The 24,852-nt window shown below is 61.8% G+C and carries 28 protein-coding genes; 13 read left to right on the top strand and 15 right to left on the bottom strand.

From position 1 onward, the window contains the following. Positions 1 to 262 precede the first annotated feature (262 nt). The gene (locus tag FHX14_RS06910; RefSeq protein WP_003589145.1) at positions 263 to 508 is read left to right on the top strand and encodes a hypothetical protein; all 246 of its coding nucleotides are present in this window, start codon (positions 263 to 265) and stop codon (positions 506 to 508) included. A 13-nt stretch (positions 509 to 521) separates the two neighbouring features. Here the strand turns inward: FHX14_RS06910 and FHX14_RS06905 are convergent, their stop codons facing one another. Further along, positions 522 to 2,363: a hypothetical protein gene (locus FHX14_RS06905; RefSeq protein ID WP_184376807.1), complete on the bottom strand. Its 1,842-nt coding sequence runs from the start codon at positions 2,361 to 2,363 to the stop codon at positions 522 to 524. 159 nt (positions 2,364 to 2,522) lie between these two features. On the opposite strand from FHX14_RS06905, the gene FHX14_RS06900 reads away from it, so the two are divergent. Beyond that, complete coding sequence (locus FHX14_RS06900; protein ID WP_184376664.1) at positions 2,523 to 3,530, top strand: glycosyltransferase; 1,008 nt, start codon at positions 2,523 to 2,525, stop codon at positions 3,528 to 3,530. Continuing rightward, complete coding sequence (locus FHX14_RS06895) at positions 3,527 to 3,904, top strand: GtrA family protein (RefSeq protein WP_184376663.1); 378 nt, start codon at positions 3,527 to 3,529, stop codon at positions 3,902 to 3,904. The genes FHX14_RS06900 and FHX14_RS06895 overlap by 4 nt, the downstream gene beginning before the upstream one ends. Here FHX14_RS06895 and FHX14_RS06890 read toward each other — a convergent pair whose 3' ends face one another. Continuing rightward, complete coding sequence (locus FHX14_RS06890; RefSeq protein WP_184376662.1) at positions 3,905 to 4,891, bottom strand: Gfo/Idh/MocA family oxidoreductase; 987 nt, start codon at positions 4,889 to 4,891, stop codon at positions 3,905 to 3,907. Between the two features lie 214 nt (positions 4,892 to 5,105). Here FHX14_RS06890 and FHX14_RS06885 point away from each other — a divergent pair, with 214 nt between their 5' ends. Both FHX14_RS06885 and FHX14_RS06880 read left to right on the top strand, forming a co-directional pair. Then, a complete protein-coding gene (locus FHX14_RS06885) occupies positions 5,106 to 6,053 on the top strand; it encodes an aldo/keto reductase (RefSeq protein WP_184376661.1) in 948 nt (315 codons plus the stop codon). Between the two features lie 13 nt (positions 6,054 to 6,066). Then, complete coding sequence (locus tag FHX14_RS06880; protein WP_054182264.1) at positions 6,067 to 6,510, top strand: GNAT family N-acetyltransferase; 444 nt, start codon at positions 6,067 to 6,069, stop codon at positions 6,508 to 6,510. On the opposite strand, the gene FHX14_RS06875 is transcribed toward FHX14_RS06880, so the two are convergent. Beyond that, positions 6,500 to 7,117, bottom strand: coding sequence for a hypothetical protein (locus tag FHX14_RS06875; RefSeq protein WP_184376660.1), 618 nt, complete (start codon positions 7,115 to 7,117; stop codon positions 6,500 to 6,502). The genes FHX14_RS06880 and FHX14_RS06875 overlap by 11 nt on opposite strands. Before the next feature lie 150 nt (positions 7,118 to 7,267). Between FHX14_RS06875 and FHX14_RS06870 the strand changes: the two genes are divergently transcribed. Next, positions 7,268 to 7,765, top strand: coding sequence for a ferritin-like domain-containing protein (locus FHX14_RS06870; protein WP_054182098.1), 498 nt, complete (start codon positions 7,268 to 7,270; stop codon positions 7,763 to 7,765). 30 nt (positions 7,766 to 7,795) lie between these two features. On the opposite strand, the gene FHX14_RS06865 is transcribed toward FHX14_RS06870, so the two are convergent. Next, the gene (locus FHX14_RS06865) at positions 7,796 to 8,704 is read right to left on the bottom strand and encodes a LysR family transcriptional regulator (RefSeq protein ID WP_184376659.1); all 909 of its coding nucleotides are present in this window, start codon (positions 8,702 to 8,704) and stop codon (positions 7,796 to 7,798) included. A gap of 117 nt (positions 8,705 to 8,821) precedes the next feature. Here FHX14_RS06865 and FHX14_RS06860 point away from each other — a divergent pair, with 117 nt between their 5' ends. Both FHX14_RS06860 and FHX14_RS06855 read left to right on the top strand, forming a co-directional pair. Beyond that, positions 8,822 to 9,814: an aldo/keto reductase gene (locus tag FHX14_RS06860; RefSeq protein WP_184376658.1), complete on the top strand. Its 993-nt coding sequence runs from the start codon at positions 8,822 to 8,824 to the stop codon at positions 9,812 to 9,814. 91 nt (positions 9,815 to 9,905) lie between these two features. Further along, the gene (locus FHX14_RS06855) at positions 9,906 to 10,265 is read left to right on the top strand and encodes a nuclear transport factor 2 family protein (RefSeq protein ID WP_012559642.1); all 360 of its coding nucleotides are present in this window, start codon (positions 9,906 to 9,908) and stop codon (positions 10,263 to 10,265) included. 53 nt (positions 10,266 to 10,318) lie between these two features. Here the strand turns inward: FHX14_RS06855 and pheT are convergent, their stop codons facing one another. The 5 genes from pheT to infC all read right to left on the bottom strand — a co-directional run bounded on the left by pheT (position 10,319) and on the right by infC (position 15,487). Next, on the bottom strand, positions 10,319 to 12,742 hold the full coding sequence (pheT, locus tag FHX14_RS06850) for a phenylalanine--tRNA ligase subunit beta (protein WP_184376657.1): 2,424 nt from the start codon (positions 12,740 to 12,742) through the stop codon (positions 10,319 to 10,321). Between the two features lie 16 nt (positions 12,743 to 12,758). Further along, positions 12,759 to 13,841, bottom strand: a complete 1,083-nt coding sequence (pheS, locus tag FHX14_RS06845; protein ID WP_003589161.1) for a phenylalanine--tRNA ligase subunit alpha — start codon at positions 13,839 to 13,841, stop codon at positions 12,759 to 12,761. A gap of 149 nt (positions 13,842 to 13,990) precedes the next feature. Further along, positions 13,991 to 14,395: a 50S ribosomal protein L20 gene (gene rplT, locus FHX14_RS06840; protein ID WP_003589162.1), complete on the bottom strand. Its 405-nt coding sequence runs from the start codon at positions 14,393 to 14,395 to the stop codon at positions 13,991 to 13,993. Positions 14,396 to 14,433: 38 nt separating this feature from the next. Beyond that, a complete protein-coding gene (rpmI, locus tag FHX14_RS06835; protein WP_003570998.1) occupies positions 14,434 to 14,637 on the bottom strand; it encodes a 50S ribosomal protein L35 in 204 nt (67 codons plus the stop codon). 313 nt (positions 14,638 to 14,950) lie between these two features. Beyond that, the gene (infC, locus tag FHX14_RS06830) at positions 14,951 to 15,487 is read right to left on the bottom strand and encodes a translation initiation factor IF-3 (RefSeq protein WP_012559640.1); all 537 of its coding nucleotides are present in this window, start codon (positions 15,485 to 15,487) and stop codon (positions 14,951 to 14,953) included. 178 nt (positions 15,488 to 15,665) lie between these two features. On the opposite strand from infC, the gene FHX14_RS06825 reads away from it, so the two are divergent. Together FHX14_RS06825 and FHX14_RS06820 are read left to right on the top strand one after the other, a co-directional pair. Continuing rightward, entirely contained in the window at positions 15,666 to 16,490 is an 825-nt protein-coding gene (locus FHX14_RS06825) for an alpha/beta hydrolase (protein WP_184376656.1), read from the top strand. Positions 16,491 to 16,654: 164 nt separating this feature from the next. Continuing rightward, positions 16,655 to 17,254: a transglutaminase-like cysteine peptidase gene (locus FHX14_RS06820; RefSeq protein WP_184376655.1), complete on the top strand. Its 600-nt coding sequence runs from the start codon at positions 16,655 to 16,657 to the stop codon at positions 17,252 to 17,254. 648 nt (positions 17,255 to 17,902) lie between these two features. Here FHX14_RS06820 and mbfA read toward each other — a convergent pair. Beyond that, a complete protein-coding gene (mbfA, locus tag FHX14_RS06815) occupies positions 17,903 to 18,886 on the bottom strand; it encodes an iron exporter MbfA (RefSeq protein WP_184376654.1) in 984 nt (327 codons plus the stop codon). Positions 18,887 to 19,055: 169 nt separating this feature from the next. On the opposite strand from mbfA, the gene FHX14_RS06810 reads away from it, so the two are divergent. Beyond that, complete coding sequence (locus FHX14_RS06810) at positions 19,056 to 19,523, top strand: truncated hemoglobin (protein ID WP_184376653.1); 468 nt, start codon at positions 19,056 to 19,058, stop codon at positions 19,521 to 19,523. Positions 19,524 to 19,527: 4 nt separating this feature from the next. On the opposite strand, the gene FHX14_RS06805 is transcribed toward FHX14_RS06810, so the two are convergent. The 3 genes from FHX14_RS06805 to FHX14_RS06795 form a co-directional block, all read right to left on the bottom strand. Next, positions 19,528 to 20,421, bottom strand: a complete 894-nt coding sequence (locus FHX14_RS06805) for an EamA family transporter (protein ID WP_184376652.1) — start codon at positions 20,419 to 20,421, stop codon at positions 19,528 to 19,530. A 93-nt stretch (positions 20,422 to 20,514) separates the two neighbouring features. After that, complete coding sequence (recX, locus tag FHX14_RS06800; RefSeq protein ID WP_184376651.1) at positions 20,515 to 21,066, bottom strand: recombination regulator RecX; 552 nt, start codon at positions 21,064 to 21,066, stop codon at positions 20,515 to 20,517. 9 nt (positions 21,067 to 21,075) lie between these two features. Next, positions 21,076 to 22,101: a histone deacetylase family protein gene (locus tag FHX14_RS06795; RefSeq protein WP_184376650.1), complete on the bottom strand. Its 1,026-nt coding sequence runs from the start codon at positions 22,099 to 22,101 to the stop codon at positions 21,076 to 21,078. Between the two features lie 136 nt (positions 22,102 to 22,237). Here FHX14_RS06795 and FHX14_RS06790 point away from each other — a divergent pair, with 136 nt between their 5' ends. After that, on the top strand, positions 22,238 to 22,849 hold the full coding sequence (locus tag FHX14_RS06790; protein WP_184376649.1) for an HAD-IA family hydrolase: 612 nt from the start codon (positions 22,238 to 22,240) through the stop codon (positions 22,847 to 22,849). Between the two features lie 28 nt (positions 22,850 to 22,877). Here FHX14_RS06790 and FHX14_RS06785 read toward each other — a convergent pair whose 3' ends face one another. Both FHX14_RS06785 and FHX14_RS06780 read right to left on the bottom strand, forming a co-directional pair. Further along, positions 22,878 to 23,396, bottom strand: coding sequence for a GNAT family N-acetyltransferase (locus tag FHX14_RS06785; protein WP_184376648.1), 519 nt, complete (start codon positions 23,394 to 23,396; stop codon positions 22,878 to 22,880). 24 nt (positions 23,397 to 23,420) lie between these two features. Beyond that, positions 23,421 to 23,990, bottom strand: coding sequence for an XRE family transcriptional regulator (locus FHX14_RS06780; protein WP_184376647.1), 570 nt, complete (start codon positions 23,988 to 23,990; stop codon positions 23,421 to 23,423). A gap of 137 nt (positions 23,991 to 24,127) precedes the next feature. On the opposite strand from FHX14_RS06780, the gene tenA reads away from it, so the two are divergent. Then, complete coding sequence (gene tenA, locus FHX14_RS06775; protein ID WP_054182113.1) at positions 24,128 to 24,826, top strand: thiaminase II; 699 nt, start codon at positions 24,128 to 24,130, stop codon at positions 24,824 to 24,826. Positions 24,827 to 24,852 lie beyond the last annotated feature (26 nt).

The raw sequence follows: 24,852 nt of genomic DNA, 5'->3' as shown, positions 1-24,852 counted from the left end.
TTTCCCGGCTGTCGAGATCGTTGACGGCGGGCGCACTCTGCGCCACGCATCCTCAGTATGCAGTCGCGGCAGCTTGGCGGATGAACGGCGAAATCTGGGTAAATCCGTTTGGTTGTGGAACGCATCGTTATAATGCGCGTTATAGACGAAAGGGATTGCTAACCACCGCAATACAAAGGCTTTTCGGCGGAGATTGCCGGTAAATCTTTGTTAGTTGGCGCTTCCTATGCTTCCCCTCGTTATCTCTGGGAAGGTGCTGAAAATGATTATTCTCACAGCAGCAGCATTGGGCGTCAGCGCCGGGCAAACGCGCTCGGCTGCCGCGATCGCGTTGATCGCAGCGCTCATTGGAATAACCTTCGCGGCGGCGGCGATTACGTCGCCCGGCCCGGTCTCAATCCTGGCCTTCGTCTATGCCGTTCTCGGCTTTAATGGCGGCCTCATGCTCTTCGTGGCCGGGCTCTATGCCAATGCGCGCCTTCGCCGCGCGACGCGCGTTTCCCACTAAAAGAACTCCGGCGTCAATTCGCCGCCGGCCGATAGCGAAAGAACTGAACGCCCACATCCGCCGCCTTCGGAAGCGGCTCCAGATAGGGCGGTATATGGCCCTTGCCGAGTTCGGCATAGAGCCCATCCGGTTTCAGCTTGGCAATCTCTCGCGTCTGCAGGTCACCGGGGCAGAAGCCTAGCACCGTCACATCAGCACCCTTCAGGAAGGCTTCCGCCTCCTGCGGCTCCGCCAGCCCGATGTGCAGTTCCGTCAGCATACCGCCCTGATTGCGGTGATAGGGCGCGGAAAGAACCCGGTTTTTCGTAAAACGAAGGATCGGCACCCCCATTTCCGAGGGTGCTGAGACCAGCCCAGCCGGAAGCCCGGCAAGCGGCGCCAGCGCCTGCCTTGATGTGCAGGAAAGCACCTTTTCCGTTGCCTGCTTCTGCGCGCTATTGCCCATCTGCAGCGCGGCAAGTCCGCCGCCGAGTGCCCAGGCGGCCGGAACGCTTGCGAGGACAGTGACGATATAGACGAAGGCGGCGGCAACGTTCTCGCTGTCGCTATTGGAAATCCGCCTGATATCGATGATCAGCAAGGCAAGTGGCAGAATGGAGATCAGGTTCGAGAAAACGGAGCCCCGCACCTGGACCAGCGCGATCGCCCAGCTGGTGATAAGCAGAAAGAGCAGGACCAGATGGAGCTGCATGCGGTCGCGCCGAACGATACGAAAGATGCAGACCGCGATGGCGAACAGGCCGGCCGCATAGAAGCCACCGATGGAGAAGGGATCGGTGCGAAGAAGAACGAAGGCCGATTGCGCTTCCGACACATTCTTCAGCCAGAGCTCGACCAGCATCGGATCGAGACCAGCGAGCGGATCGCTCAGGCATTGCGGCGCAATCACAATGGCCGAACCGAGAACGCCGGCACCGACGAGGCCAAGTGCGGCAAAGCGCAAGGGGCGACGCAGGCGGCTCGCAAAGACCGCCGAAAACAGCAGCAGCCCGCCGCCGATCGCCGCCAGGCTGTAATAACCGAGCGAGAGATTGTCGCAGGTGACCGTCGAATAGAGCCGCGGCGGCACCGTTGCGACAAAGAGGATGCTGATCGCAACTGCCAGCGCCAGCCCGAAGGCCTTCGCGGCGGCGGCGAATTTATCGCCTTCCCACGCCCAGAGCAAAGCGATGGTCAGACAGACGGCGGCAACGAAAGGCGTCGTCTCGGCGCCGATGGCGATGGCGACCGCTGCCGCGATGCCGGCAACCGCATAACTCCAGCCGCGCCGCTCAGGATCCAGCAGATTAGCCACCATCGTCGCGACGAGTGCCAGCTGCGCATTGTGATGATCGATGGCTCCAGGCGCGAAACGATTGCCGGTGTAGATCGCCAGACCGGTCATGCCGAGACAGATATGCATGCCGGCAACACCGCCGATACGCCGCCCGGCAACGGCCATGGCAAGCATGACGGGCAGGACGAGCAAGACCGGCCAGACGGCAAGCGCCAGGGCCTCAGCTGTCTCGTGCGGCGCAAACAGGCCGAAGAACCAAATCAGCGAAGCGATCGGCAGATCGATCAGCCGTGACCAGTGCATCAGCGTGCCGCCACCGAGGCCGAGGCGATATTGCATCAGATCGAACCAGCCCTGCCCGGCGAGAAAATCGCGAACCTCGATGAGACGCATTCCGTCGTCATTGTCGGGACCGACATAGTCGGTCGCGGTGAAAAACTTGGCGACGACGAGGATGGTGGCGAGAACGACGCTATAGGAGATGACGGTTGGCCACAGGCGCATCATCATCCTGCCCAACCCGCCCCTTTGGGCGGCAGTCACGGATGCGGCATTGGCGATCGGCTGCACGGCGTTCATCGTGGTTAGCACTTTGTTTCCAGATGCCGAAGCTTAGCCGTCGCCGATCAAGAAAGTGTAAAGCCGATTGCGGCAGCTGCCGATTTTGCTTTCGTCATAGGGTCTTATTAACGCGGGGTGGTTTAGGCTCGGCACGGCTTTTGTGTAACGAGTAAAGTCATGGCCCGATCGCGTACCGATAAACTGGACATTGCCGTCCTGCTTCCCTGCTATAATGAAGCCGCGACGATCGGCCCCGTGGTGCGGGGCTTCCGCGCGACGCTGCCGGATGCGGCGATCCATGTCTACGACAATAATTCCACCGACGGCACCGCGCTGCAGGCGATGCTTGCCGGCGCGCATGTCGTGCGCGAGCGGCGGCAGGGCAAAGGCCACGTCGTGCGCCGCATGTTCGCCGACATCGACGCCGACATCTACATCATCGCCGACGGCGACGGCACTTACACGCCCGGCGATGCCGAAGAGCTGGTGCGGACGCTGCTGACCGAGCGCGCCGATATGGTGGTGGGAACCCGGCGCGGCGTGCATGCCGATGCCGGCCGCCAGGGCCATGCGCTCGGCAACCGGCTTTTCAACCTGCTCTACCGGACGATCTTCGGCCCCGATTTCACCGATATCTTTTCCGGCTACCGCGCTTTCTCGCGTCGCTTCGTCAAGAGCTTCCCGGCGGTATCGGGCGGCTTCGAAATCGAAACCGAGATGTCCGTGCATGCCTCGCGGCTGAAGCTGCCGGTCAGCGAGCTGGAACTCGATTACGGCCGCCGGCCGGAAGGCTCGCATTCCAAGCTTTCGACATTTCGCGACGGCGGCAAGATCCTCTGGATGTTCGCCATGCTGATGAAGGAAACCCGGCCCTTCGCCTTCTTCAGCACGATCAGCGCCACCTTCATGCTGGCGAGCCTCGGCTTCATGGCGCCGGTGCTGGCGGAATATTTCCAGACGGGTCTCGTCAGCCGCATGCCGACCTGGGTGCTGTCGATGGCGCTGATGATGATCTCCTTCATGCTGTTCACCGCCGGCGTCATCCTGGATTCGGTGGCCCGTGCCCGCGCCGAACAGCTTCGTATCCATTATATGAGCCTGGAGACGCCGAGCGCGGCCAAGGCGCCGCTCGGCGAAGCAGCGCCCGCATCGCGCGCGCGTTCCGGCAAGGCGGATGCGGCATGAGAAAGCTCGTACGCTTCGCCATTGCCGGCGGCATCGGCTTTCTCGTCGATGCCGGCGTCCTGTCGGCGCTGCTCCATCTGACGCCGCTCGGGCCATTCCTGGCACGGCTCATCGCGATCGCGCTGGCAATGGCGGCGACCTGGGCTTTCAACCGGAGCTTCACCTTCGATCGCTCCGGCCGATCGCTTGCTTCAGAAGGCTTTCGCTACGGCTCGGTCGGGGTGACGGCAGCACTGGTCAATTATGGGCTTTATTCCGCGCTGCTGCTGTCGCTGCCGTCCGTACAGCCGCTTGCAGCGATGGTGATCGCCAGCCTCGCCTCGATGATCTTCAGCTTTTTCGGCTATTCGCGCTTCGTCTTCCGGACGGAATAGTCATACGGCTTCCCAGCCGTCCTTCTCGCTGGCGCGATAGATCGCGTCGATCACCTTCTGGTTCGATTTCGAATTTTCGAGCGTGACGAGCTCTTCCTTGCCGTCCTCCACTGCCCGGGCGAAGGCTTCGACTTCCCGCTTGTACTGGCGGCTGTCCTGGAAACGGAAGATGCGCGATTCATTGTGGCTGCGGTCGGTAAGCTCGATCTCTTCAGGCCCGAAGCGATTGGCGTTGAACGGCGACTTGACCTCGATGTAGCCGTCGGTGCCGTGAAAGATCATGACCTGGCGGTTGGCCATCTGCGTCGAGATATAGAAGCTCAGCTCGAAATCGCCGAAATCGGCTTTGACGCTCGAATAGATATCCGTCCCGAATTCGGGATCGCGCTCGGTAACGGCCTGGATCCGGAGCGGCTCCTTGCCAGTGGAAAACCGCGTGCCCATGACGGGATAGACGCCGATGTCGGGAAGACCGCCGCCGCCAAGCTCTGGAATGTTGCGCATGTTGGCGGCGTCGCGGTTGAAATAGGTGAAGGCGCCCTGCACATGGCGGAGCTTGCCGATCGCGCCCTCGTCGATCAGCGCGCGCACCTTCTGCCAGACCGGGGAATAGGTGATCATATAGGCTTCGGTGACCACCACCCGGTTGCGGTCGCGGGCGGCGATCACATCGTCGATATCGCCGGCCTTCAAGGCGAGCGGTTTTTCGCAGAGCACGTGTTTGCCGGCATCGGCTGCTTTGATCGACCATTCGATATGCTGCGAGGTCGGCAGCGGGATATAGACCGCGTCGATGACGTCGGAGGCCAGCATCTCCTCATAGGAGCCGAAGGCATGCGGCACCGAAAAACGGTCGGCCATTTCCCTGGCACGGGCGAGATCACGGCTGGCGATCGCCGTGACGACGCAGTTCTCCGCGTCCTGGATTGCAGGAACGACATTGTCGCGGCCGATCTTTGCCGTTGAAATGATACCGAAGCGCAGCATGGTCTAAGCCTCCCAAACAGGTTTCCGCGACCATATTCAGGGCTTCGCTGCGGCGCAATGGCGCGGGCCGAAATCACGGAAGTTTGCCTTCCCTCATGCCCGGATCGCGCTAGGTTCTCTCAGATCGTTAGAGAATGATGTTTCGGCATCATGCTCCGGGACGGCGTTCTGCCGTATCCGCGATTTCAATTACATCACCATTTTGGAGAGCGTCATGGAAATGCGCCGGCTTGGAAAAACGGGTCTTTCGATCGCGCCGATCGTCATCGGCGGCAATGTCTTCGGCTGGACAGCCGACGAGAAAACATCCTTCGCCATTCTCGACGCCTTCTTCGATGCGGGCCTCAACACGATCGATACGGCGGATGTCTATTCCGCCTGGGTTCCCGGCAACAAGGGCGGCGATTCCGAGGAGATCATCGGGCGCTGGCTGAAGCAGGCCAAGGTTTCCCGCGATAAGGCCGTGATCGTCACCAAGGTCGGCTCGGATATGGGCCAGGGAAAAACGCTCAAGGAGCGCTATATCCTGAAGGCGGTCGAGGATTCGCTCAGCCGGCTGCAGAGTGATTATATCGATCTCTATCTCTCGCATTGGCCGGACGCCGATACGCCCCACGAGGAAACGCTCGGCGCCTTTGCCAAGCTGAAGCAGCAGGGCAAGATCCGCGCCATCGGCTGCTCGAACTATGATGCGGCGCTGCTGCAGGCTTCCTTCGACGCTGCCGAAAAGGCCGGCCTGCCGCGTTACGATGTGGTGCAGCCGGAATATAACCTCTATGAGCGCTCGAGCTTCGAGGGGCCGCTGGCCGAGCTCTGCGTCAAAGAAGATATCGGCGTCATCACCTATTTCAGCCTCGCCGCCGGCTTCCTCACCGGCAAGTACCGCAGCAAGGCGGATACGCAAGGCCGCGCCCGCGAGGGCCGGGTTTCGACCTATTTCGACGACAAGGGCCTGCGCATTCTTGCCGCACTCGACAGGGTATCCGCTGAAACCGGCGCCAAGCCCGCGGAAATTTCGCTCGCCTGGCTCTTGCGCAAGAAGGGCGTGACGGCGCCGATCGCCAGCGCCACCAGTCTTTCGCAGCTTGAAAGCCTGGCGAAATCAGCGACACTTGAGCTTTCCGATGACGCGATGGCGCTGCTCGACGAAGCCGGCCGCTGAAAGAGAAGAGACGATGACCGTGACGATCCGAGATGCCCGCTCCGAAGACGAAGCGCGTTGGCGCGAACTCTGGGCTGATTATCTCGCCTTTTACGAGGTTACGGTCGATGCCGATATCACCGACCAGACATGGCGCCGGGTTTTCGATCCGGCGTCGGCGATCGCCATGCGCGTCGCCGAGGTCGACGGCGGGATCATGGGCTTTGCGCTCTATCTCACCCATGAGGGCACGTGGATCCGCGGCAGGGACTGCTATCTCGAAGACCTGTTCGTCGATCCCGAGGCACGCGGCAAAGGCGTCGGGCGGGCGCTGATGGACGATCTCGTCGAGCTCGGCAAGGCGAAGGGCTGGTCGCGGCTCTATTGGCATACGAGCGAACAGAACAAGACGGCCCGGGCGCTCTACGACAGCTATGTCGAGAGCGACGGGCACATCCGCTACCGCATCAGCTTTTGAGCGCGGGAAAACCCTCATACCATTCGGAATGCTGCCCCTCCCAGTTCGCCATGCCGGGTTTGGTGAGGATGCCGCGCGGGCTGATATAACTCTGGATCACCCGTTTCGGCCGTTCGTGCCACTGGATATTGAAGGCCCAGAGCTTGGGGAAGAAGCAGAGCGAGGCATAGGGCAAATGGTCGTGGATCCACCAGGCGAGCCGTTGCCAGTCGCTTTCATCGCTGTAGCGGTCGAGCATCCACGGCACGACGATACAGACCGCGGCACCCATGCAGCCGTCGAAGTCCCGCATGTCCCAGATGTGATGGGCTGCGGTGGCGGCATTGGTCGAGCAGTTCAGATTGTTGTCGTTGCCGAACCTGTTGACATCGGGCGATCGATAGCCGGAGCGGATATGCAGACGACCGAAGGTCGCTTCCAGCGGCTCCAGCAATTCCTCGCAAAGCCTCCTGCCTGCCTCGACCGCCAGATCGGGATCCTCGGGAATATTGGGAATGCGGTGGAAATCGGCAATTTCGGAGTGCAGGAAATCGCGGAGGAAGAAGTTCTGCGACAGCCTTATCCGGCCAAGATCTTCCAGACCCTTCATCGAACCCGGCTTTCGCATGACGTTCTCTTCCTCCCATATCGATGGCAGCAAACATCGCCCGGAGCAGATTTCCAGTCCACCCGAAATCGATCGGGAACAATTTGCGCAATCCTTGCTTCTTAATGTGTCGCCGCATTCGCGGCCTTCCCCAGAACAAGGATCGAGAAAATGGCCAAGGAAAAGACGTTGGAAGATCTCTTCTACGACACGCTGAAGGACATCTATTTTGCCGAACGGCAGATCTTGCGCGCCCTGCCGAAGATGGCGCGCGCCGCCCAGTCCGCTGAACTGAAGGCGGGTTTCCAGAAGCACCTGGAGCAAACCGAAGGCCAGGTCGAGCGGCTGCAGCAGGTTTTCGAGAAGATCGGCAAACGCGCCCAGGGCAAGACCTGCGAGGCGATCCAGGGCATCATCGCCGAGGGCGAAGAAATCATGGAGGAATTCAAGGGCACGCCCGCGCTGGATGCCGGGCTGATTTCCGCGGCCCAGGCCGTCGAGCATTATGAGATCGCCCGTTACGGCACGCTGAAGACCTGGGCTGCGACGCTCGGCTTCAAGGATGTCGTCAGCCTGCTCGACCAGACGCTGCAGGAAGAAACGGCGACCGACAAGACCCTCTCCCAGCTCGCCACCACGGCGGCAAACCAGAAGGCCAAGGCTGCCTGACGGATTTGAGCACGGGCGGCGGTTCAGGTCTTACCGGCCGCCCGTATCCTTCTCGACATGTCTGAAGAAATCGATGAAGGCCCGCAGCGCCGGGCGCATCTGCCGCCGGGTGGGATAATAAAGAAACGGCCCGGAATAGGGCGCACACCAATCCTCCAGCACCCGCACGAGGCTGCCGCTCGCCAGTTCGGCATCCACCCGCATGTCGAAGAGATAGGCAAGGCCGGCGCCGTTCAGCGCCGCAAGCAGGGCCAGCCGGTCCTCGCTGACAACAAGCGGCCCGTCGACCGCAACTACCAGTTCCTGCCCGTCCTTTTCGAATTCCCAGCGATAGATGGAGCCGTTGGTAAAGCGCCGCTTGATGCAACGGTGATGAACGAGGTCGCGTGGGTGTTCCGGTTTTGGATAGCGCTCGAAATATTCGGGCGATGCGGCGATGACAGTCGTCAAAGGGGGTGAGAACCGCACCGCGATCATATCGGCCTCCAGGCTCTCCTCCAGCCTTATGCCGGCGTCGAACCCCTCCTTGACGATATCGGTGAAACCGTCCTCATTGGCGATCTCCAGGGTGATATCGGGATAGAGGTTGAGAAAATCGCCAAGGCGGGGGGCGAGCAGGAGATCGGAGGCGAAGCGCGGCGCGGTGATGCGCAGGTTGCCGGCCGGCTTGGCGCGCGTATCGCGGACCGCCTCCAGGGCAATATCGATCTCCTCGAGCGCCGGACGCAGCCTTTCGAGAAGCAGGCGGCCCTCCTCCGTCGGTGCGACGCTGCGGGTGGTGCGCGCCAGGAGCCTGACCCCCAGGCTTTCCTCCAGGCTCGATATGGCATGGCTGATCGCTGACGGCGCGACAAGGAGTTCCTTGGCCGCGGCGCGGAAGCTGCGATGCTCCGAGACGGCGGCGAGAACGGCGAGTTGCGAGAGCTGAGTTCTGTTCATTGATCGAAATAATAGAACAACCCGTTAGAAACTGCATGTATTTTCTGACCGGTGCGGCAGGGATATGGTCTGCCCGTACCGCATAGAGCGGTCGCCAGCTCAGAAAAGGAGCGCAACATGAAAATCCGGAAACTCGGAAACGATCTGACCGTCTCTGCCGTCGGCCTCGGCTGCATGGGCATGAGTTTTGCCTATGGCGCCAGCGACGAAGCGGAATCGGTGAGGACACTCCATCGCGCCGTCGATCTCGGCGTCACGTTTTTCGACACTGCCGAAGTCTATGGCCCCTTTACCAACGAAGCCCTTATCGGAAAGGTGCTGAAACCATTCCGCGACCGCGTGGTGATCGCCACCAAGTTCGGCTTCAAGATCGATACCAGCCAGCAAGGTGCCGCCGCCATCGCCGGCGTCGACAGCCGCCCCGAGCATGTGCGGGCGGTCGCCGAGGCCTCATTGAAACGGCTCGGCATCGAAACCATCGACCTCTTCTACCAGCACCGCGTCGATCCCAACGTGCCGATCGAGGAGACGGTCGGCGTCATGGCCGAGCTGGTGAGGGAAGGCAAGGTCCGCGCCCTCGGCCTCTCCGAAGCCGGCAGCGCCACCCTCCGCCGCGCCCATGCGGTCCATCCGATCGCAGCGCTGCAGAGCGAATATTCGCTCTGGACGCGCGATCCTGAGGAAGACGTGCTTGCCACCTGCCGCGAACTCGGCATCGGCTTCGTTCCCTACAGCCCGCTCGGCCGCGGTTTTCTGACAGGGGCGATCAAGACCGAAGATCTTGCCGCGGATGATTTCCGCCGGCAGGTGCCGCGGTTCCAGGCGGAGAATTTCGACGCCAATGCCGCCCTCGTCGCAACGCTCGAACAGCTTGCCGCCGAGAAGCGTGTGACGGCGGCACAGCTGGCGCTTGCCTGGGTGCTGAGCCAGGGAGACGACATCGTGCCGATCCCCGGAGCCCGCAAGCTTCACCATCTCGAACAGAACGCCGCCGCCGCCGATATCGTGCTGAGCGCGGCCGAACTCGAGCAGCTCGGCGCGGCGATCCCGGCCGCACAGGTGGCGGGAAAACGTTATTCGGACGCCTCGCTTGCGATGACGAACCTTTAAGCGACAAAAGCCCGGCCGGATACAACCGGCCGGGCTTGCCATCGCGGCCGGCGAAACTATCTAACGCCATCTCGAAGAACGGGATGACGATATGTCGGACAGGCAGGCAGTCGAACAGACGGTTCATCTCTATGTCGAAGGCATGGCCTTCGCCAATGAGGCAGCCTTGAAGAAGGCCTTTCACCCCAAAAGCTCGATCATCGGCCACTACCAGAATGCCGTCGAATGGCTGACGCGCGACGAATTCATCGCCGCGATCCTGGCGGAGGAGCCGGCACCACCCGGCACGCAGCCCTTCATGGATATCCAGAGCGTCGATGTCGAGGGCGATGCGGCGAGCGTCAAGGTCACCGACGATTTCGCCGGAATGCGCTTTACCGACTATCTCTCACTGCTGAAGATCGACGGCCGATGGGTGATCGTCAGCAAGCTCTACCATCTTCACCTGTAATAAAACCGGCCGCCTCGGCGACCGGTTCCTTGTTTTGGCCAAGACCGGCGGGATCAGGATCTGAGAACACCGCCGGTGAATTTTGTCACGCTGGCGACGATCTTCTGCGTCAGCGCCTCGAAATCCTCGTCCGTCAGCGTGCGCTCGGCCGGCTGGATCTGAACCTCGATCGCCACCGACTTCTTGCCCTCGCCGACCGACGCGCCTTCGAAGATGTCGAAGACATTGACGCCGGTGACCAGCTTGCGGTCGGCGCCGGTCGCAGCCTTGATGATGGCGCCGGCTTCCACCGTCTTGTCGACGACGAAGGCGAAGTCGCGCTTGACCGCCTGGAAAGGCGAAAGATCGAGCGCCGGCTTGGTGCGGGTCGCCTTCTTCTTCGGCTCGGCCATGGCATCGAGATAGACCTCGAAGCCGCAGAGGGCGCCGGAGACATCGAGCGCTTCAAGCGTCAGCGGATGGAATTCGCCGAAATAGCCGAGCACGACCTTCGGCCCCATCTTGATCGTGCCGGAGCGGCCGGGATGATACCATTCCGGCCCGCCCTGCTCGATCTGGATATTGCCCATCGGCAGGCCGCAGGCTTCGATGACGGCGAGCGCATCGGCCTTGGCGTCGAAGACATCGACTGGTTTGCCGCCGCCCTTGGCGGCGTTCGACCAGGCACGGCCGGCGCCGGCAAGCGAAGCCGTGCCGCGGCGGATGCCGCCGGCGACGCGGCGCTGCCCCTCGAGCCTGTCGTTCTCATAGGTGCCGGAGACCTCGAAGAGGGCGACGTCGCCATAACCCTTGTCGGCATTGCGCTGGGCTGCGGTCAGCAGGCCGGGCAGCAGCGAGGGGCGCATATCCGACATTTCGGCGGCGATCGGATTGGCAAGCTTGAGGGCGGGCGAACCGCCGCCGAAAAGCTTTGCCTGATCTTCCGGAATGAAGGACCAGGTGACGGCCTCGAGCATGCCGCGCGCGGCGAGCGCTCGCTTGGCGAGGCGGGTGCGGATCTGCAGCGTCGTCAGGATCTTGCCGTTGACGGCCGCATGACTTTCCAGCGGTGCCGGTTTGATATTGTCGACGCCGTGAATGCGCATGACCTCCTCGACGAGATCGGCCTTGCCATCGACATCGGGACGCCAGGAAGGAACAGCGACGGAGACACGCTCGCCGGAACCGGAGACCGTGAAGCCCAGGCGGGTCAGAATGCTATTGCTTTCCTCATCCGAGACGTCGAGCCCCGTCAGGCGCTTGACCTCGGAATAGGGGAAATCGACGATCTTTGCTTCGTAACCCTTATAGCCGACGACCTCGGCTCTGGCGGCTGTGCCGCCGCAGAGTTCCAGCACCAGTTCCGTCGTGCGTTCGAGACCGGGCACCATATAGTCCGGATCGACGCCGCGTTCGAAGCGGTAGCGGGCATCGGTGATGATGCCGAGGCTGCGGCCCGATTTGGCGATGTTCATCGGGTCCCAGAGAGCGGATTCGATCAGCACGTCGACGGTGTTTTCGTCGCAGCCGGAATGTTCGCCACCCATGATGCCGCCGATCGATTCGATGCCGTCTTCATCCGAGATGACGACATTGTTCGGACCGAGCTTGTATTCGCGCTGATCGAGCGCCAGCACGGTCTCGCCCTCGACGGCGCGGCGAACGGTGAGGTTCCCATTGACCTTGGCGGCGTCGAAGACGTGCATCGGCCGGCCCTGGTCGAAAGTCATGTAATTGGTGATATCGACCAGCGCATTGATCGGGCGCAGGCCGATGGCGGTGAGCCGCTGCTGCATCCAGCGCGGGCTAGCCCCGTTCCTGACGCCGCGCACCAGGCGCAGCGCAAAGCCAGGGCAGAGCCTCTGATCGTCGAGATCGAGGGTCAGCTTTACCGGCGTCTCGCCTTCGACGGCAAAGGACGGCGCGGGCCTGGTCTTCAGCGTGCCTAGACCGGAGGCGGCGAGATCACGGGCGATGCCGTGGATCGAGGTACAATCCGGCCGGTTCGGCGTCAGGTTGATTTCAATGACCGGGTCGTCGAGATGCGCATATGCGGCGTAACTGTTTCCGATCGGTGCATCTTCCGGCAGATCGATGATGCCGTCATGGCTGTCCGATATCTGCAGCTCCTTTTCGGAGCACATCATGCCGTGGCTTTCGACGCCGCGAATATTGCCGACGGCAAGCGTCACGTCGATGCCGGGAACATAGGTCCCGGGAGCGGCAAAGGCGCCGATGAGGCCGGCGCGGGCATTCGGGGCGCCGCAGACGACCTGAACCGGAGCGCCGGCGCCGGTATCGACCATCAGCACCTTCAGGCGGTCGGCCTGCGGATGTTTTTCCGCCGAGACAATTCTGGCGATAACGAAGGGCTTGAATGCCGCCTTGTCGTCGACATCCTCGACCTCCAATCCGATCTGGGTCAGGCGCGTGCAGATTTCATCGAGGCCGGCATCCGTTTCCAGATGCTCTTTCAGCCAGGAGAGCGTGAATTTCATCGTCCCAATTCTCCGTTCAAGCGCTGAGGCCGCCGAACAGCGTCGGCATGTCGAGCGGGCGGAAGCCGTAATGCGTCATCCAGCGGACGTCGGCGTTGAAGAAATCGCGCAGGTCGGGCATGCCGTATTTCAGCATGGCGATGCGGTCGAGGCCCATGCCCCAGGCAAAACCCTGATATTCGTCCGGATCGAGCCCGCCGTAGCGCAGCACGTTCGGATGGACCATGCCGCAGCCGAGGATCTCCATCCAGTCGGTGCCTTCGCCGAACTTGACGATCGGGCCGGAGCGGTCGCACTGAATATCGACCTCGAAAGAGGGCTCGGTGAAAGGAAAGAAGGACGGACGGAAGCGCATGGTCACGCTGTCGACCTCGAAGAAGGTCTTGCAGAATTCCTCGAGCACCCAGCGGATGTTGGCGACGTTGGCCTTCTTGTCGATGACCAGGCCTTCGACCTGGTGGAACATCGGCGAATGCGTGGCATCACTGTCCTGGCGGTAGGTCTTGCCGGGAATGATAATGCGGATCGGCGGCTTCTGCGTCTCCATGGTGCGCACCTGCACCGGCGAGGTATGGGTGCGCAGCACCTTGCGCTCACCGTTCTCGTCCGGATGGAAGAAGAAGGTGTCGTGCATCTCGCGGGCCGGGTGGCCTTCGGGGAAATTCAGCGCGGTGAAATTGTAGTAGTCGGTCTCGATATCCGGACCTTCGGCGATGGAGAAACCCATGTCGGCGAAGATAGCGGTGATTTCATCGACGATCTGGCTGATCGGATGGATGCGGCCGCGCTCGGCGGGCGAAGAGCGCACCGGCAGGCTGACATCGACGGTTTCGGCTTTCAGCCGCGCATTGATTGCCTCTTGGCGGAGCGTCGCCTTGCGGGCGGCGAGCGCCTCGGTCACCGCATTCTTCAAAACGTTGATCGCAGCGCCCCGGGTCTGGCGTTCTTCCGGCGTCATGGCGCCGAGCGTCTTCAACAGTTCGGAGACGGAGCCCTTCTTGCCGAGGGCGGAAACGCGCACCGCTTCCAGGGCCGCCTCGTCATTGGCGGCAGCGATTTCGGCGAGCAGCGATGCGTTGAGCTGGTCGATATCTGACATTGTCACTTCTTTCCGTCCAGTATCAGGCGGGCGATCGGGAGGCAGGCGGCGGCGGCCGGCGCAAGGAATATAAAGAAAGAAAAACCCGCGCTAGCCCAAACCAGCGCGGGTTTCCCAAAATCATAAATTCAAAGCTTGGGAAGCGCTGGTTACTTGACCGCGCCTTCAAACTCGTTAGCCGTACCGGCTTCCTTGAGATACTCAAGAGCCTTCTTGGCAGCATTGACGAGCGCGCCGAATGCTTCCGGCTCGTGGATCGCCATGTCGGAGAGAACCTTGCGGTCGACTTCGATGCCGGCCTTGTTCAGGCCGTCGATGAAGCGGCCGTAGGTCAGGCCGAATTCGCGGACAGCGGCGTTGATGCGCTGGATCCAGAGCGCACGGAAGTTGCGCTTGTTGACCTTGCGGTCGCGGTAAGCGTACTGCTTCGAGCGATCGACAGCAGCCTTGGCGGTGCGGATGGTGTTCTTGCGACGGCCGTAAAAGCCCTTGGCGGCCTTCAGAACCTTCTTATGCTTGGCGTGGGCGGTGACGCCTCTTTTTACACGTGCCATATCATGATCTCCTTAAATCTAGCGTTCGCGGACGGGTCTCAGAGACCGTTCGGCAGGTAATTCTTGATAACCTTGCGGCCATCCGGTTCTGCGAGAACCATGGTGCCACGTGCATCGCGAATGAACTTGTTGGTACGCTTGATCATGCCATGGCGTTTGCCGGCAGCGGCAGCCTTGACCTTGCCGGTTGCGGTGATCTTGAACCGCTTCTTGGCTGAGGACTTCGTCTTCATCTTGGGCATTTTGCTACTCCTTCTGTCCTCCCAGCGCGCTTCATCAAAAAAGCCCTTCTCGCGAAGTCCGGTTCTCCGGCCGTCGCAACAAGGTGCGGGAGCGTTTGTTGTTGATCTGCGGCTTCGGCGACGAACCGTTCCGCAAGCATTCGAAACTGCCACGGCATGCCCTGCCGGTCAGTTCGGACGCGCGCTTATAACCGCAGCGTCCTGAAAGTGCAACGGGGCTGCGGAGGAATCTTCGCACGCTCGTAAGCACCCATGTTAGAAAGCACAAAAGCCGCCCTTGCGGACGGCCTTGGGGCGAAAAAGTGCCTGGCGCTTACTTCGGCGCCAGCACCATCATCATCTGGCGACCTTCGAGCTTGGGCTCGGCTTCGACTTTGGCGAACTCGGTCGTATCGGCCTTTACCTGCTGCAGCAGCTTCATGCCGAGTTCCTGGTGGGCCATTTCGCGGCCGCGGAACTTCAGCGTCACCTTGACCTTGTCGCCTTCGTCGAAGAAGCGACCCATCGCCTTCATCTTCACCTCATAATCATGGGTGTCGATGTTCGGGCGCATCTTGATTTCTTTGACTTCGACGATCTTCTGCTTCTTGCGCGCCTCGGCAGCCTTTTTCTGGTTGGCATATTTCAGCTTGCCCAGATCGAGGATCTTGCACACAGGCGGTTCGACATTGGGGGAAATTTCGACGAGATCGAGGCCGGCTTCCTCAGCCATTCTCAAGGCCTGGTCGGTAGGCACGACGCCCATATTCTCGCCGTCAGCCCCGATCAGCTGAACTTTGGGAATGCGGATTTCACGGTTCGAGCGCGGTCCGTCCTTCACGGGCGCGTCGGTTTTAAAAGGTCTGCGAATGGTCGTATTCTCCTCGCGTTGTTTCGGAACGTTGCAGCCTCGCGCTCCCATATCGGGGTGCACAAACGTGTCGCGTCATCGCTGCAACGGAGTCAATATCATCCTTTAGCGGAAAAATCACCCGCTGTCAGCCTGCCAAGAATCTGTTTTATAGACCAAAATAACAGGAGTTTCGCCGATGTTCGATCAGATGCCCAATGCCCAGCCGCAGTTCCTGACGGTCGGCGAGGGTGAGGCGGTGCGTGATATCGCTATCATCGTCCGCCCGGCGCGAGCCGGCAGCGACGCACCGGCGCTCATCTGGTTATCCGGCTATCGCTCCGATATGAGCGGCACCAAGGCCGTGGAACTCGATGGCTTGGCGGCGCAGCTTGGGCTCGCCTGCATCCGCTTCGACTATTCCGGCCACGGGCTCTCCGGCGGCAGCTTCCGCGACGGCACGATCTCGCGCTGGCTGGAGGAGGCGCTGGCCGTCATCCGCCATGTCGCCCCGGAACGGGTGATCCTCGTCGGCTCCTCGATGGGTGGCTGGATCGCGCTCAGGCTGGCGCAGGAACTTGCCCGGCAGGGCGGCCCGAAGCTCGTCGGCATGGTGCTCATCGCACCGGCACCGGATTTCACCTCCGAGTTGATCGAGCCGAACCTCAAAGCCAAGGAGCGCAAGTCGCTTGCCGAGCGCGGCTATTTCGAAGAACGATCGCAATATAGTCCCGAGCCGAATATCTATACCAGGGCGCTGATCGAGGACGGCCGCCAAAACCGGGTGCTCGACGGCATCATCGAAACAGGCTGCCCGGTGCATATCCTCCAGGGCATGAAAGATGCCGACGTGCCGCATGCGCATGCGATGAAACTCGCCGAACATCTGCCCTCTGACGACGTGGTGCTGACCTTCATCCGCGACGGCGACCACCGCCTTTCCCGCCCGAGCGATATCGCGCTTCTGCTCAGCGCCGTGAAAGGCATCGTCGGGTCATCGACAAGCAGGCAGATGCCCGCTTAAGCCGCACCGACCGAGAAATTCCCGTGATGCAAGTGCTCAACTCGTTGCATTTTAACCATGTCGGCGAGTCGCAAGGTGCTCCCAAGAAGTAACGATTGACTCTTCTTGGCCCTCTCCATTAACACTTTGTTAATAAATAAGGGGCGATGCGAGGAAGAGCGGGCGTGCGGATGAAGGGTATTTTTGTGGCCATGATGGCCATGTTTGCGATGGCGACGGCCGCCATACCGGCCCCCAGCAGAAATGCTTCAATGGTCACGGGCAATGCCACATCCCAGCCGATCGGACACTATGATTTCTGTCAGATCCACCGCAGCGAATGCGGGGCAAACCGCAATTCCGGCCCGGTCGAGATGACCCCGGCAAAGTGGTCGCTGGTGCGTTCGGTCAACGCCACGGTCAACCGCACGATCACGCCGATGACCGACAAGGAAATCTACGGCAAGGATGAGGTCTGGGCCTATCCGACCACGGCCGGCGATTGCGAGGATTTCGCGCTCTTGAAGCGCCGCATGCTGATCCAGCGCGGCTTTTCGGCCGCCGATCTGCTGATGACCGTCGTGCGCAAGCCCGACGGTGAAGGCCATGCCGTGCTGACGCTGCGCACCGCCGAGGGCGACTTCGTGCTCGACAACCTCGCCCCCGACGTCAAGCCGTGGTTTGGGACGCCCTATTCCTTCGTCAAGCGCCAGTCGAGCTACAATTCCGGCCGCTGGGTCACCATCGAGAACGGCCGCGACGTTCTGGTCGGCGCACTGCGGTAAGAGTTTTTGGGGGGCGTGGGAAAAGGCCGGCGAAAGCCGGCCTTTTGCTTTTTGGGGGTGGAGACGCGTCCACTACTACCTTTCGCTTCCGCTCAAGGTGTTCGTCGCTGACGCTCCTCACCCCCCTTGTATCTGCACGTTAGTAATTTCGTGCGATGGAAGCGATTGAGCCTCTGGCCGGGTGGCCACCCGGCCAGAGGCGTGACGAAGTCGCCCGCACCCCCTGCGGTTGCAACCGTAGATGAGCCCGGGATGCGCTGAGCATAAGCGAAGAGCAAAGAGACTGGCATGCGGTCTCTCCAGCCTCATCCTGAGGTGCGTAGCCCGCAGGGCGAAGCCTCGAAGGACGGGGCTGGCCACTGGCCTCGGCAGATGTAGATGTTGTGGGGTAGCATTCCCCCACCCGCCCTCGTGGTTCGAGACGGCCCTGCGAGCCTCCTCACCATGAGGGCTAGTCGTTGAGCGTGTCTGAGATCCGCCTTCCTCGTCGAAACATTCGACGCGACCGGCAAACCTGATCGTTGGGCGGACCGCCCGAAATAAAGGCTTCGGCATGCTCCACCGCTGCCCGGCCCTTCGCTTTCGCTTCGGGCGTTCGTCGCTGCAATCGATTCACTGGATCGATTGCTCGGCTTTGCCGACCGCTCCTCACCCATTCCCAATCAAAATACCCGCGCCGAGCACCAGGCCGCCGCCGAGGACCACCTGGAAGGCGGCGCGCAGGAAGGGGGTTTCCATATAGCGGTTCTGGATGAAGGCGATTGCCCAGAGTTCGAAGAAGACGATGATCGCGGCGGTGATCGTCGCGGTCCAGAAGTGCGGGATCAGATAAGGCAGGGCGTGACCGAGGCCGCCGAGCGCCGTCATGATGCCGCAGGCAAGGCCGCGCTTGATCGGCGAGCCCCTGCCGGAGATCTTGCCGTCGTCATGGGCGGCTTCGGTGAAGCCCATCGAGATGCCGGCGCCGACGGAGGCAGAAAGGCCGACAAGAAAAGTCTGCCAGGTATCCTGCGTGGCGAAGGCGGCGGCGAAGATCGGCGCCAGTGTCGAGACCGAGCCGTCCATTAGCCCGGCAAGGCCCGGCTGCACATAGGTCAGCACGAATTGCCGATGCACCGTTTCGTTCTCGTCGCGTTGGACATCTTCGGGCGTATGTTTGTCGCCCAGCATACGAGCGATATCCTCATGCCCCTGTTCGGCAAGCGCGAGGTCGCCGAGCAGCTCGCGCGTCGAGGCGTCCGAGGTGCGTTTTGCCGCCTCGACATAGAAACGATAGGCCTGTTCCTCCATCGCCTCGGTTTCCCGGCGCATCGCATCCAGCGTCAGATTTGCCCTCAACCAGTCAGGCTTGCGCTCATAAAAACCTTCAACATGTTCGCGCCGGATCAGCGGAATGCGCTCGCCGAAACGTTGGCGATGGATCTCGAATAACGACTTGCGATGCGTGTCCTCGACCTCGGCCATATCCTCGAAGACTTTGGCCGAGGCTGGGAATTCACGCCGCAGCCTGTCGGCATAGGCAAGATAGATGCGGGCATCGTCCTCCTCGGAGGCGATCGCGAGGGCGAGAATCTCCTGCTCGGACAGCGATTCGAATGATCGTTTCGAGGATCTGAAAAACCGCGCCAGCATGACTTTCTCCAAATTTAGAATTATTCTAAATCTAAAGAAGGAGGCGATGACGGTCAAGGGCGTGCGAAGGCCGGCTGACAGATTGCCGCAAGCGGGCACGAACGACTTTGGCTCGCTGTCGTAAACACCTATATGAGGGCTGCCGCATCACGCGGCGCCGGGGTTTATGATGAACAATGAGATTCAGGGCCGCCCTGCCCATGTCGCGGCGATCCGCGAAAGGGCGGAGGCCGAGATGCTGGAAATGGGGGTCGACGAGGCCTTCATCGGCAGGCTGGTCGAGACCTTCTACGCCCGCGTGCTTGCGCATCCCGATCTCGGCCCGGTGTTCGACGCCCGGCTCTCCGGTCGCTGGCCGGAGCATATGGAGAAGATGAAGAGCTTCTGGTCGGCGGTCGCATTCCGCAGCGGCGCCTATGGCGGCAAGCCGGTGCAGGCGCATAGCGGCGTCCAGAACCTGACGCCCGACCTTTTTCCGAAGTGGCTGTCGCTGTTTGCCGCAACCCTCGACGATATCGCGCCAACGCCGCAGGCCAAGGCCTGGTTCATGGCGACGGCCGAGCGGATCGCCAAAAGCCTGACGCTCTCGCTGTTCTACAATCCCGCTCTCGACGATCCCACCAGGAAGACGGGCTGATCCCTTACTGCTTTGCGGAAAAGGTCGCGCCCGCGCTTGCGGCAACGACGAGCGCCGTTCCCGCCATCTGCAGCAGGGTCATGGGCTGCGCCAGAATGGCGAAGCCCGCAAGTGCGGCAATGGCCGGCTCTAGGCTCATGAGGATGCCGAAGGAAGTTGTCGGCATGCGCCGCAGGGCAATCAGCTCCAGCGTGTAGGGTAGCAGCGGCACGAGTACGGCAAGGCCCGCCATTTCGATCAGGCCATAACTATCGAGCGCCGGCACGGCGCCTGCGAAGCCGAAGGGTGTGGCGACCAGAGCGGCAACCATCAGCGACATGGAAAGCCCTTCCAGCCCCTTGAAGCTTGCGCCGATCTTCTTGGTGAGCACGATGTAAATCGCCCAACCGGTTCCCGCGCCGCAGGCGAAGAGAATGCCCTGGATATTCCCAACCCAGCCTTCACCATCATGGGCAAGAGCCAGAACACCGAGCGCGGCAATCAGCGGCCAGACGAGACGCCGGCTGAGGCCGTAGCCGATGGTCGCGACCGAAAGCGGGCCGAGAAAATCGATCGCCACGGCAAGACCGAGCGGTATGCGCTCGATCGCCGCGAAAAAACTCATCGTCATCAGCGCCGTCGTCGTGCCGAGAACCAGAGCACTCGTCCATTGCTCTTTCGTGTAGCTGAATATGCGTGGACGGACGGCGACGGCCAGAATGAGGGCGGCAAAGGCAAGGCGCAGCCAGCTGGCGCCGGCAGGTCCATAGGTGGCGATGGCGGAGGAGGAAAGTGCCGCGCCGAACTGGATCGATGACATGGACATCAGGCACATCAGCGCGCCAGCCGCCAGGCCGCCGGATGCTGCAGGCGCTTTCATTGCCAGCACGCCGGAACCGTCACTCGTTCTATCTTCCATGTGCAGCATCTCCGCTTCAGCGCTCTTCATACGGAGGCGACTTGAACCCGGCAAATTCAAACTTCTGATCCAGGCAGCAAAAGACCTGATGCATCAGAGGCGGCCGGAGAGGATCACCTCTTCGGCATCTTCGAAGCTCATCTCGAAGACTTTCTTGCCGATCTCGAAGCTGAAGCCATTGCGGGCGAAAGCGGAGAGCTCCTTCGCCTTTCGCTTGTCGTCGAGCTCGACCCGGCGGAAGGGACCGAAGGCGCGCTTGCGGGCGAATATCGCCGCGGCATAGAGATCGTCCGCCGCCTCAAGTGCCGCCTCGACCTTCTCGCCGGAGACGCCCTTAGCTGTCAGCTTCTGGGCGATCGCGCGCTTCGATTTGCCGCCGCGCACGGCCGAGCGCGTGCTGATCTCGGCATAGGCGCTATCATCGAGCACCTTGTTGTCATAGGCAAATTTGACGGCGAAATCGGCAACCGCCTTGAGCTGTGCGGCGCTGATATCCTCGAACTTCTCCTTGGCCTTGCGGGTGATGGCGTCGAAGAGCTGCTTTTCCGTCATCATCCGCCGCTCCAGGCGATAGATGGCGGAGTTGCGCGCCCAGCTCAGCATGCGGGGTGTCGGGATATCGGATGGAATAGTCTCGTCGGTCATATCAAGCGATCAGGCTTCCAGACCCTTGAGAACGTTGGCGACGTTGAGGCCGATTTCCGGCACGCCGTAGCCGCCCTCCATGCAGACGAGCACCGGCAGGCCGGCAGAAGCGATCATCGCACCCATGCGGGTGAAATCATCGGAGGTGAGCCCGAAGAAGGAGATCGGGTCGCGCTCGAAAGTATCGACGCCGAGTGCGACGACGATCGCCTCGGCGCCAAAGGCCTTGATGCGGACAAGTGCATCGGCAAGGGCCGCAGACCAGACATCCCAGGGCGTGCCCGGCGGCATCGGATAGTTGCGGTTGGCGCCGGTGCCCGCCGCCTCGCCCTCCTCGTCGGCATGGCCGAGGAAATAGGGAAAGGCCTGCATGGGATCGCCGTGCAGCGAGGCGGTAAAGACATCGCCTCTGTGATAGAAGAGATCCTGCGTGCCGTTGCCATGGTGGAAATCGACATCGAGCACGGCGACCTTTTTCGCACCGCGATCGAGCAGCCGCTGCGCCGCCACACCCGAATTGTTGATGAAGCAATAACCGCCGAAAAGATCGATGCCGGCATGGTGGCCGGGCGGGCGGCAGAGCGCAAAGGCGAAACGATTGCCCTCACCCAGCCAGTCGGCGCCCGTCAGCGCGCAGCGCATCGAGGCGATCGCCGCCTCGTAAGAGCCCTTGGTGATCGAGGTGTCGGCGGCATTGGCATAATGGCCGATCGCGCCAACGATATTGTCGGGCACGCGCTGGCTGGTGCGGCGGACCGGAAAGGAATTGGCGATCGCCTCGCCGGTGAAACCGGCCGCCACCCAGCGGTCCCAGACCGCGGCGAGAAAATCGAGATAGGCGGGATCGTGCACCTTTTTGGCCGTTTCCAGCCCGTGCGCATCCGGCGCCACGACATCGGCAAAACCCGCCTCCTTGACCGCCGCCAGGATCCATTCGGCCCGGAACGGCGCCTCGAACGGCGTCACCAGCTGGCCGGCATGGAGCTCGGTCTTGGCATCGCGCAGCTTGTGGTCTTCGGAATAAATGATGCGCATTTCAGATCCTGCCGTTGATTGAAGCTCGAGATTTACACGGGGTTGCCGCGACAAAAAAGCGGTGAAGCGACCTCTTGATCATCCAGAGCAACAACGCCACCTTCGCCGGTGTTTTGAGAACGAGGAAATTTTCCGCATGAAAGTGCTGATGGTCGATGTCGACGGCGTGCTCATTCATGGCCGGCCGGCCGATGGCCTGCCGCACTTCACCTATCTTGAGCGCGATCTCGGGCTGCGCCTCGACCTGCTGCAGCGGGAATTCTTCCAGACCTGCTGGGCCGACATCATCGTTGGCCGTGAGCCGTTGGAGCCCAGCCTTGCCAAAGTGCTGGCAAAGATCGCGCCGCAGCTCAGCGCCGCGACGCTGATCGATTACTGGTTCGAAAACGATTCCCGCCTCGACCGCGTTCTGCTCGATGAGCTTGCTGCTTTCCGGCAAAGCGGCGTCACGCTGTTCCTGGCGACCAATCAGGAGCACGGGCGGGCGCGCTACCTGATGGAGCAGTTGGGTCTTAACGCCCATTTCGACGACATCCTCTACTCCGCAGCGCTCGGGTACAGGAAACCTTCGCCTGACTTTTTCCGGCTGGCGACCGAGCGGGCCGGCGCCCTGCCCGGCGAAATCGCCTTCATCGACGATATGGCGGAAAATATCGAAGCGGCGCGGCAATTCGGCTGGAACGCGGCGCAATGGACGGCAGGAGCCAGGCTCCGCGAGACGCTTTCCGCTTTCAGCCATTCGCGATGAGCCATGTGAGATAAGCCGGCCGGCGCATTCAGACGAGGCGCTTGTAAAACAGGGTAGTGTCGCAGAAGCCGCCTTGCGGCCACAGGGCATAATCGGGGATGACGCCGACACGCTGCCAGCCCAGGCGCGGATAGATCGCCTCGGCATCGCTGCCGGTCGCCGTGTCGAGCACCAGCAGGGTCTTGCCGCATCTCGCCGCCTCACGCTCGGCGGCCTCCATCAGCAGCCGGGCGAGGCCACGCCCGCGGGCGGAGCGATGCACCAGCAGCTTCTTCAGATCGCCGCGGTGCGGCTGGTTCGGCATCTGCGCGGCGCCCACCTGCACCGTGCCGACGATCCGGCCCTCTAGTTCGGCGACCAGCAGCAGATTGCCGCCGGTGGCGACCGCGTCGGCGACATCGCGCCAATAGGGTTCGGCATCGTCTGACCCATAGGGCTGCATGAAGCCGACGGAGGCGCCGCCGGCGACGCAATCGGCAAGCACTTGTGCCAGCGCCGGAATGGCGGCGCGCGCCTCCTCGGCGGAAAGGGTGCGAATATCGGGCATGGTCTTCTCCTGAAATGAATGTTGTTAACGGCCGCCGCGATCGAGCACGACGCAATAACGCGCCGGCGCGTTGCCGGGATTGTGGAAGACATGGCCTTCGCCGACCGGCATGAAGAGGCAATCGCCGGGGCGGAGCCGGTAGACCGCCTCGCCCGCCGTCATCTCCAGCTCGCCGTCGAACAGCCAGATATGCTGGGTCATGCCATGCGATGCCGCATGCGGGGGAAAGCTGACGCGGGCGCCAGGCGGGAATTCGACTTCGACGATATCGACGTCGGAGGCCGTGCCCGGAGCTGAAACGGACCGCCTGATATAACCGGTCTCCGGATCGCGCCAGACCTGCTGCTCCTGGCGGCGGGCCAGCGGCGAGGCCTGCTCCCCCTCCTCCGCGAAGAAGGCCGACAGCGACAGGCCGAGCGCGGCGCAGATCCTTGCCAGCAGCGAGGCGGTGGGGCTCGCCTCCGCCCGTTCGATGCGCGAAATCATCGCCCGGCTGACCCCGGAGGCCGTGGCGAGATCATCAAGGGTCAATCCTTTATCCAGCCGCAGCTTGCGGATCCGGATGCCGATTGCCTGTTCCAGCTGCTCTTCCATGTGTCGATCCAATTTCTACTATAAGAGAAATACATGATCCGATGATGGAATCAAGCCTCGGCAGGGCGGGCAAACCACCCTTGCTTTCGCCACAGCCTCGCCGATATATGACAGCGCAATTGAGATCGGAGAGAGTGATGGACGCCGGCACGCAAAGCACGGAACTGACGGGAAGCTTCACGGCCGCCGCCTGGGACAGGATCGCGCCCGTCATGGCCGAGATCGAGGTGCTGCCGCTTCTCACGCGTCTTTCCGACGGCACGCTGCCGCCTGAGGTCTTCCGCCACTACATCCTCCAGGATGCGCTTTACCTCAAGCATTATGCCCGCTGCCTGGCGATCGTCGCAGCCAAGGCTCCTGACAATGCGCAGGTGCTGCGCTTCCTCGGTTCGGCGCAGAAGGCGATCACCGTCGAGCAGGGCCTGCATGCCGGCTTCCTTACCCAGTTCGGCATCAGCTCCGAGGATGTCACCGCGGCCGAACCCTCGCCCTCCTGCTTCGCCTACACGAATTTCCTACTCGCCACCGCCTATCACAGCTCCTATGCAGTGGCACTTTCCGCTATCCTTCCCTGCTTCTGGATCTACTGGCATGTCGGCGAGGCGATCAAGAGCCGGCCGGCGATCGAGGGCAACGCCTTCCAGGCCTGGATCAACACCTATGGCGATCCGCAATTTGCCGCTGGCGCACGCGAAGTGATCGCCCTGACCGATATCGCCGCCCGCGCCGCATCGCCTTCAGAGCGCGCTCAGATGATGGATGTGTTCGTGCGCGCCTCGCAATATGAATGGATGTTCTGGGATTCGGCCTGGCGGCTGGAGACCTGGCCGGTCTGAGACGCGTCCGACCGGCTGACAAAATA

The sequence above is a fragment of the Rhizobium sp. BK619 genome (genome assembly GCF_014195245.1).
Classification (GTDB): Bacteria; Pseudomonadota; Alphaproteobacteria; order Rhizobiales; family Rhizobiaceae; genus Rhizobium; species Rhizobium acidisoli.
The sequence above is the reverse complement of the archived record's forward strand: the minus strand, read 5'-3'. Positions and strand labels throughout refer to the sequence as shown.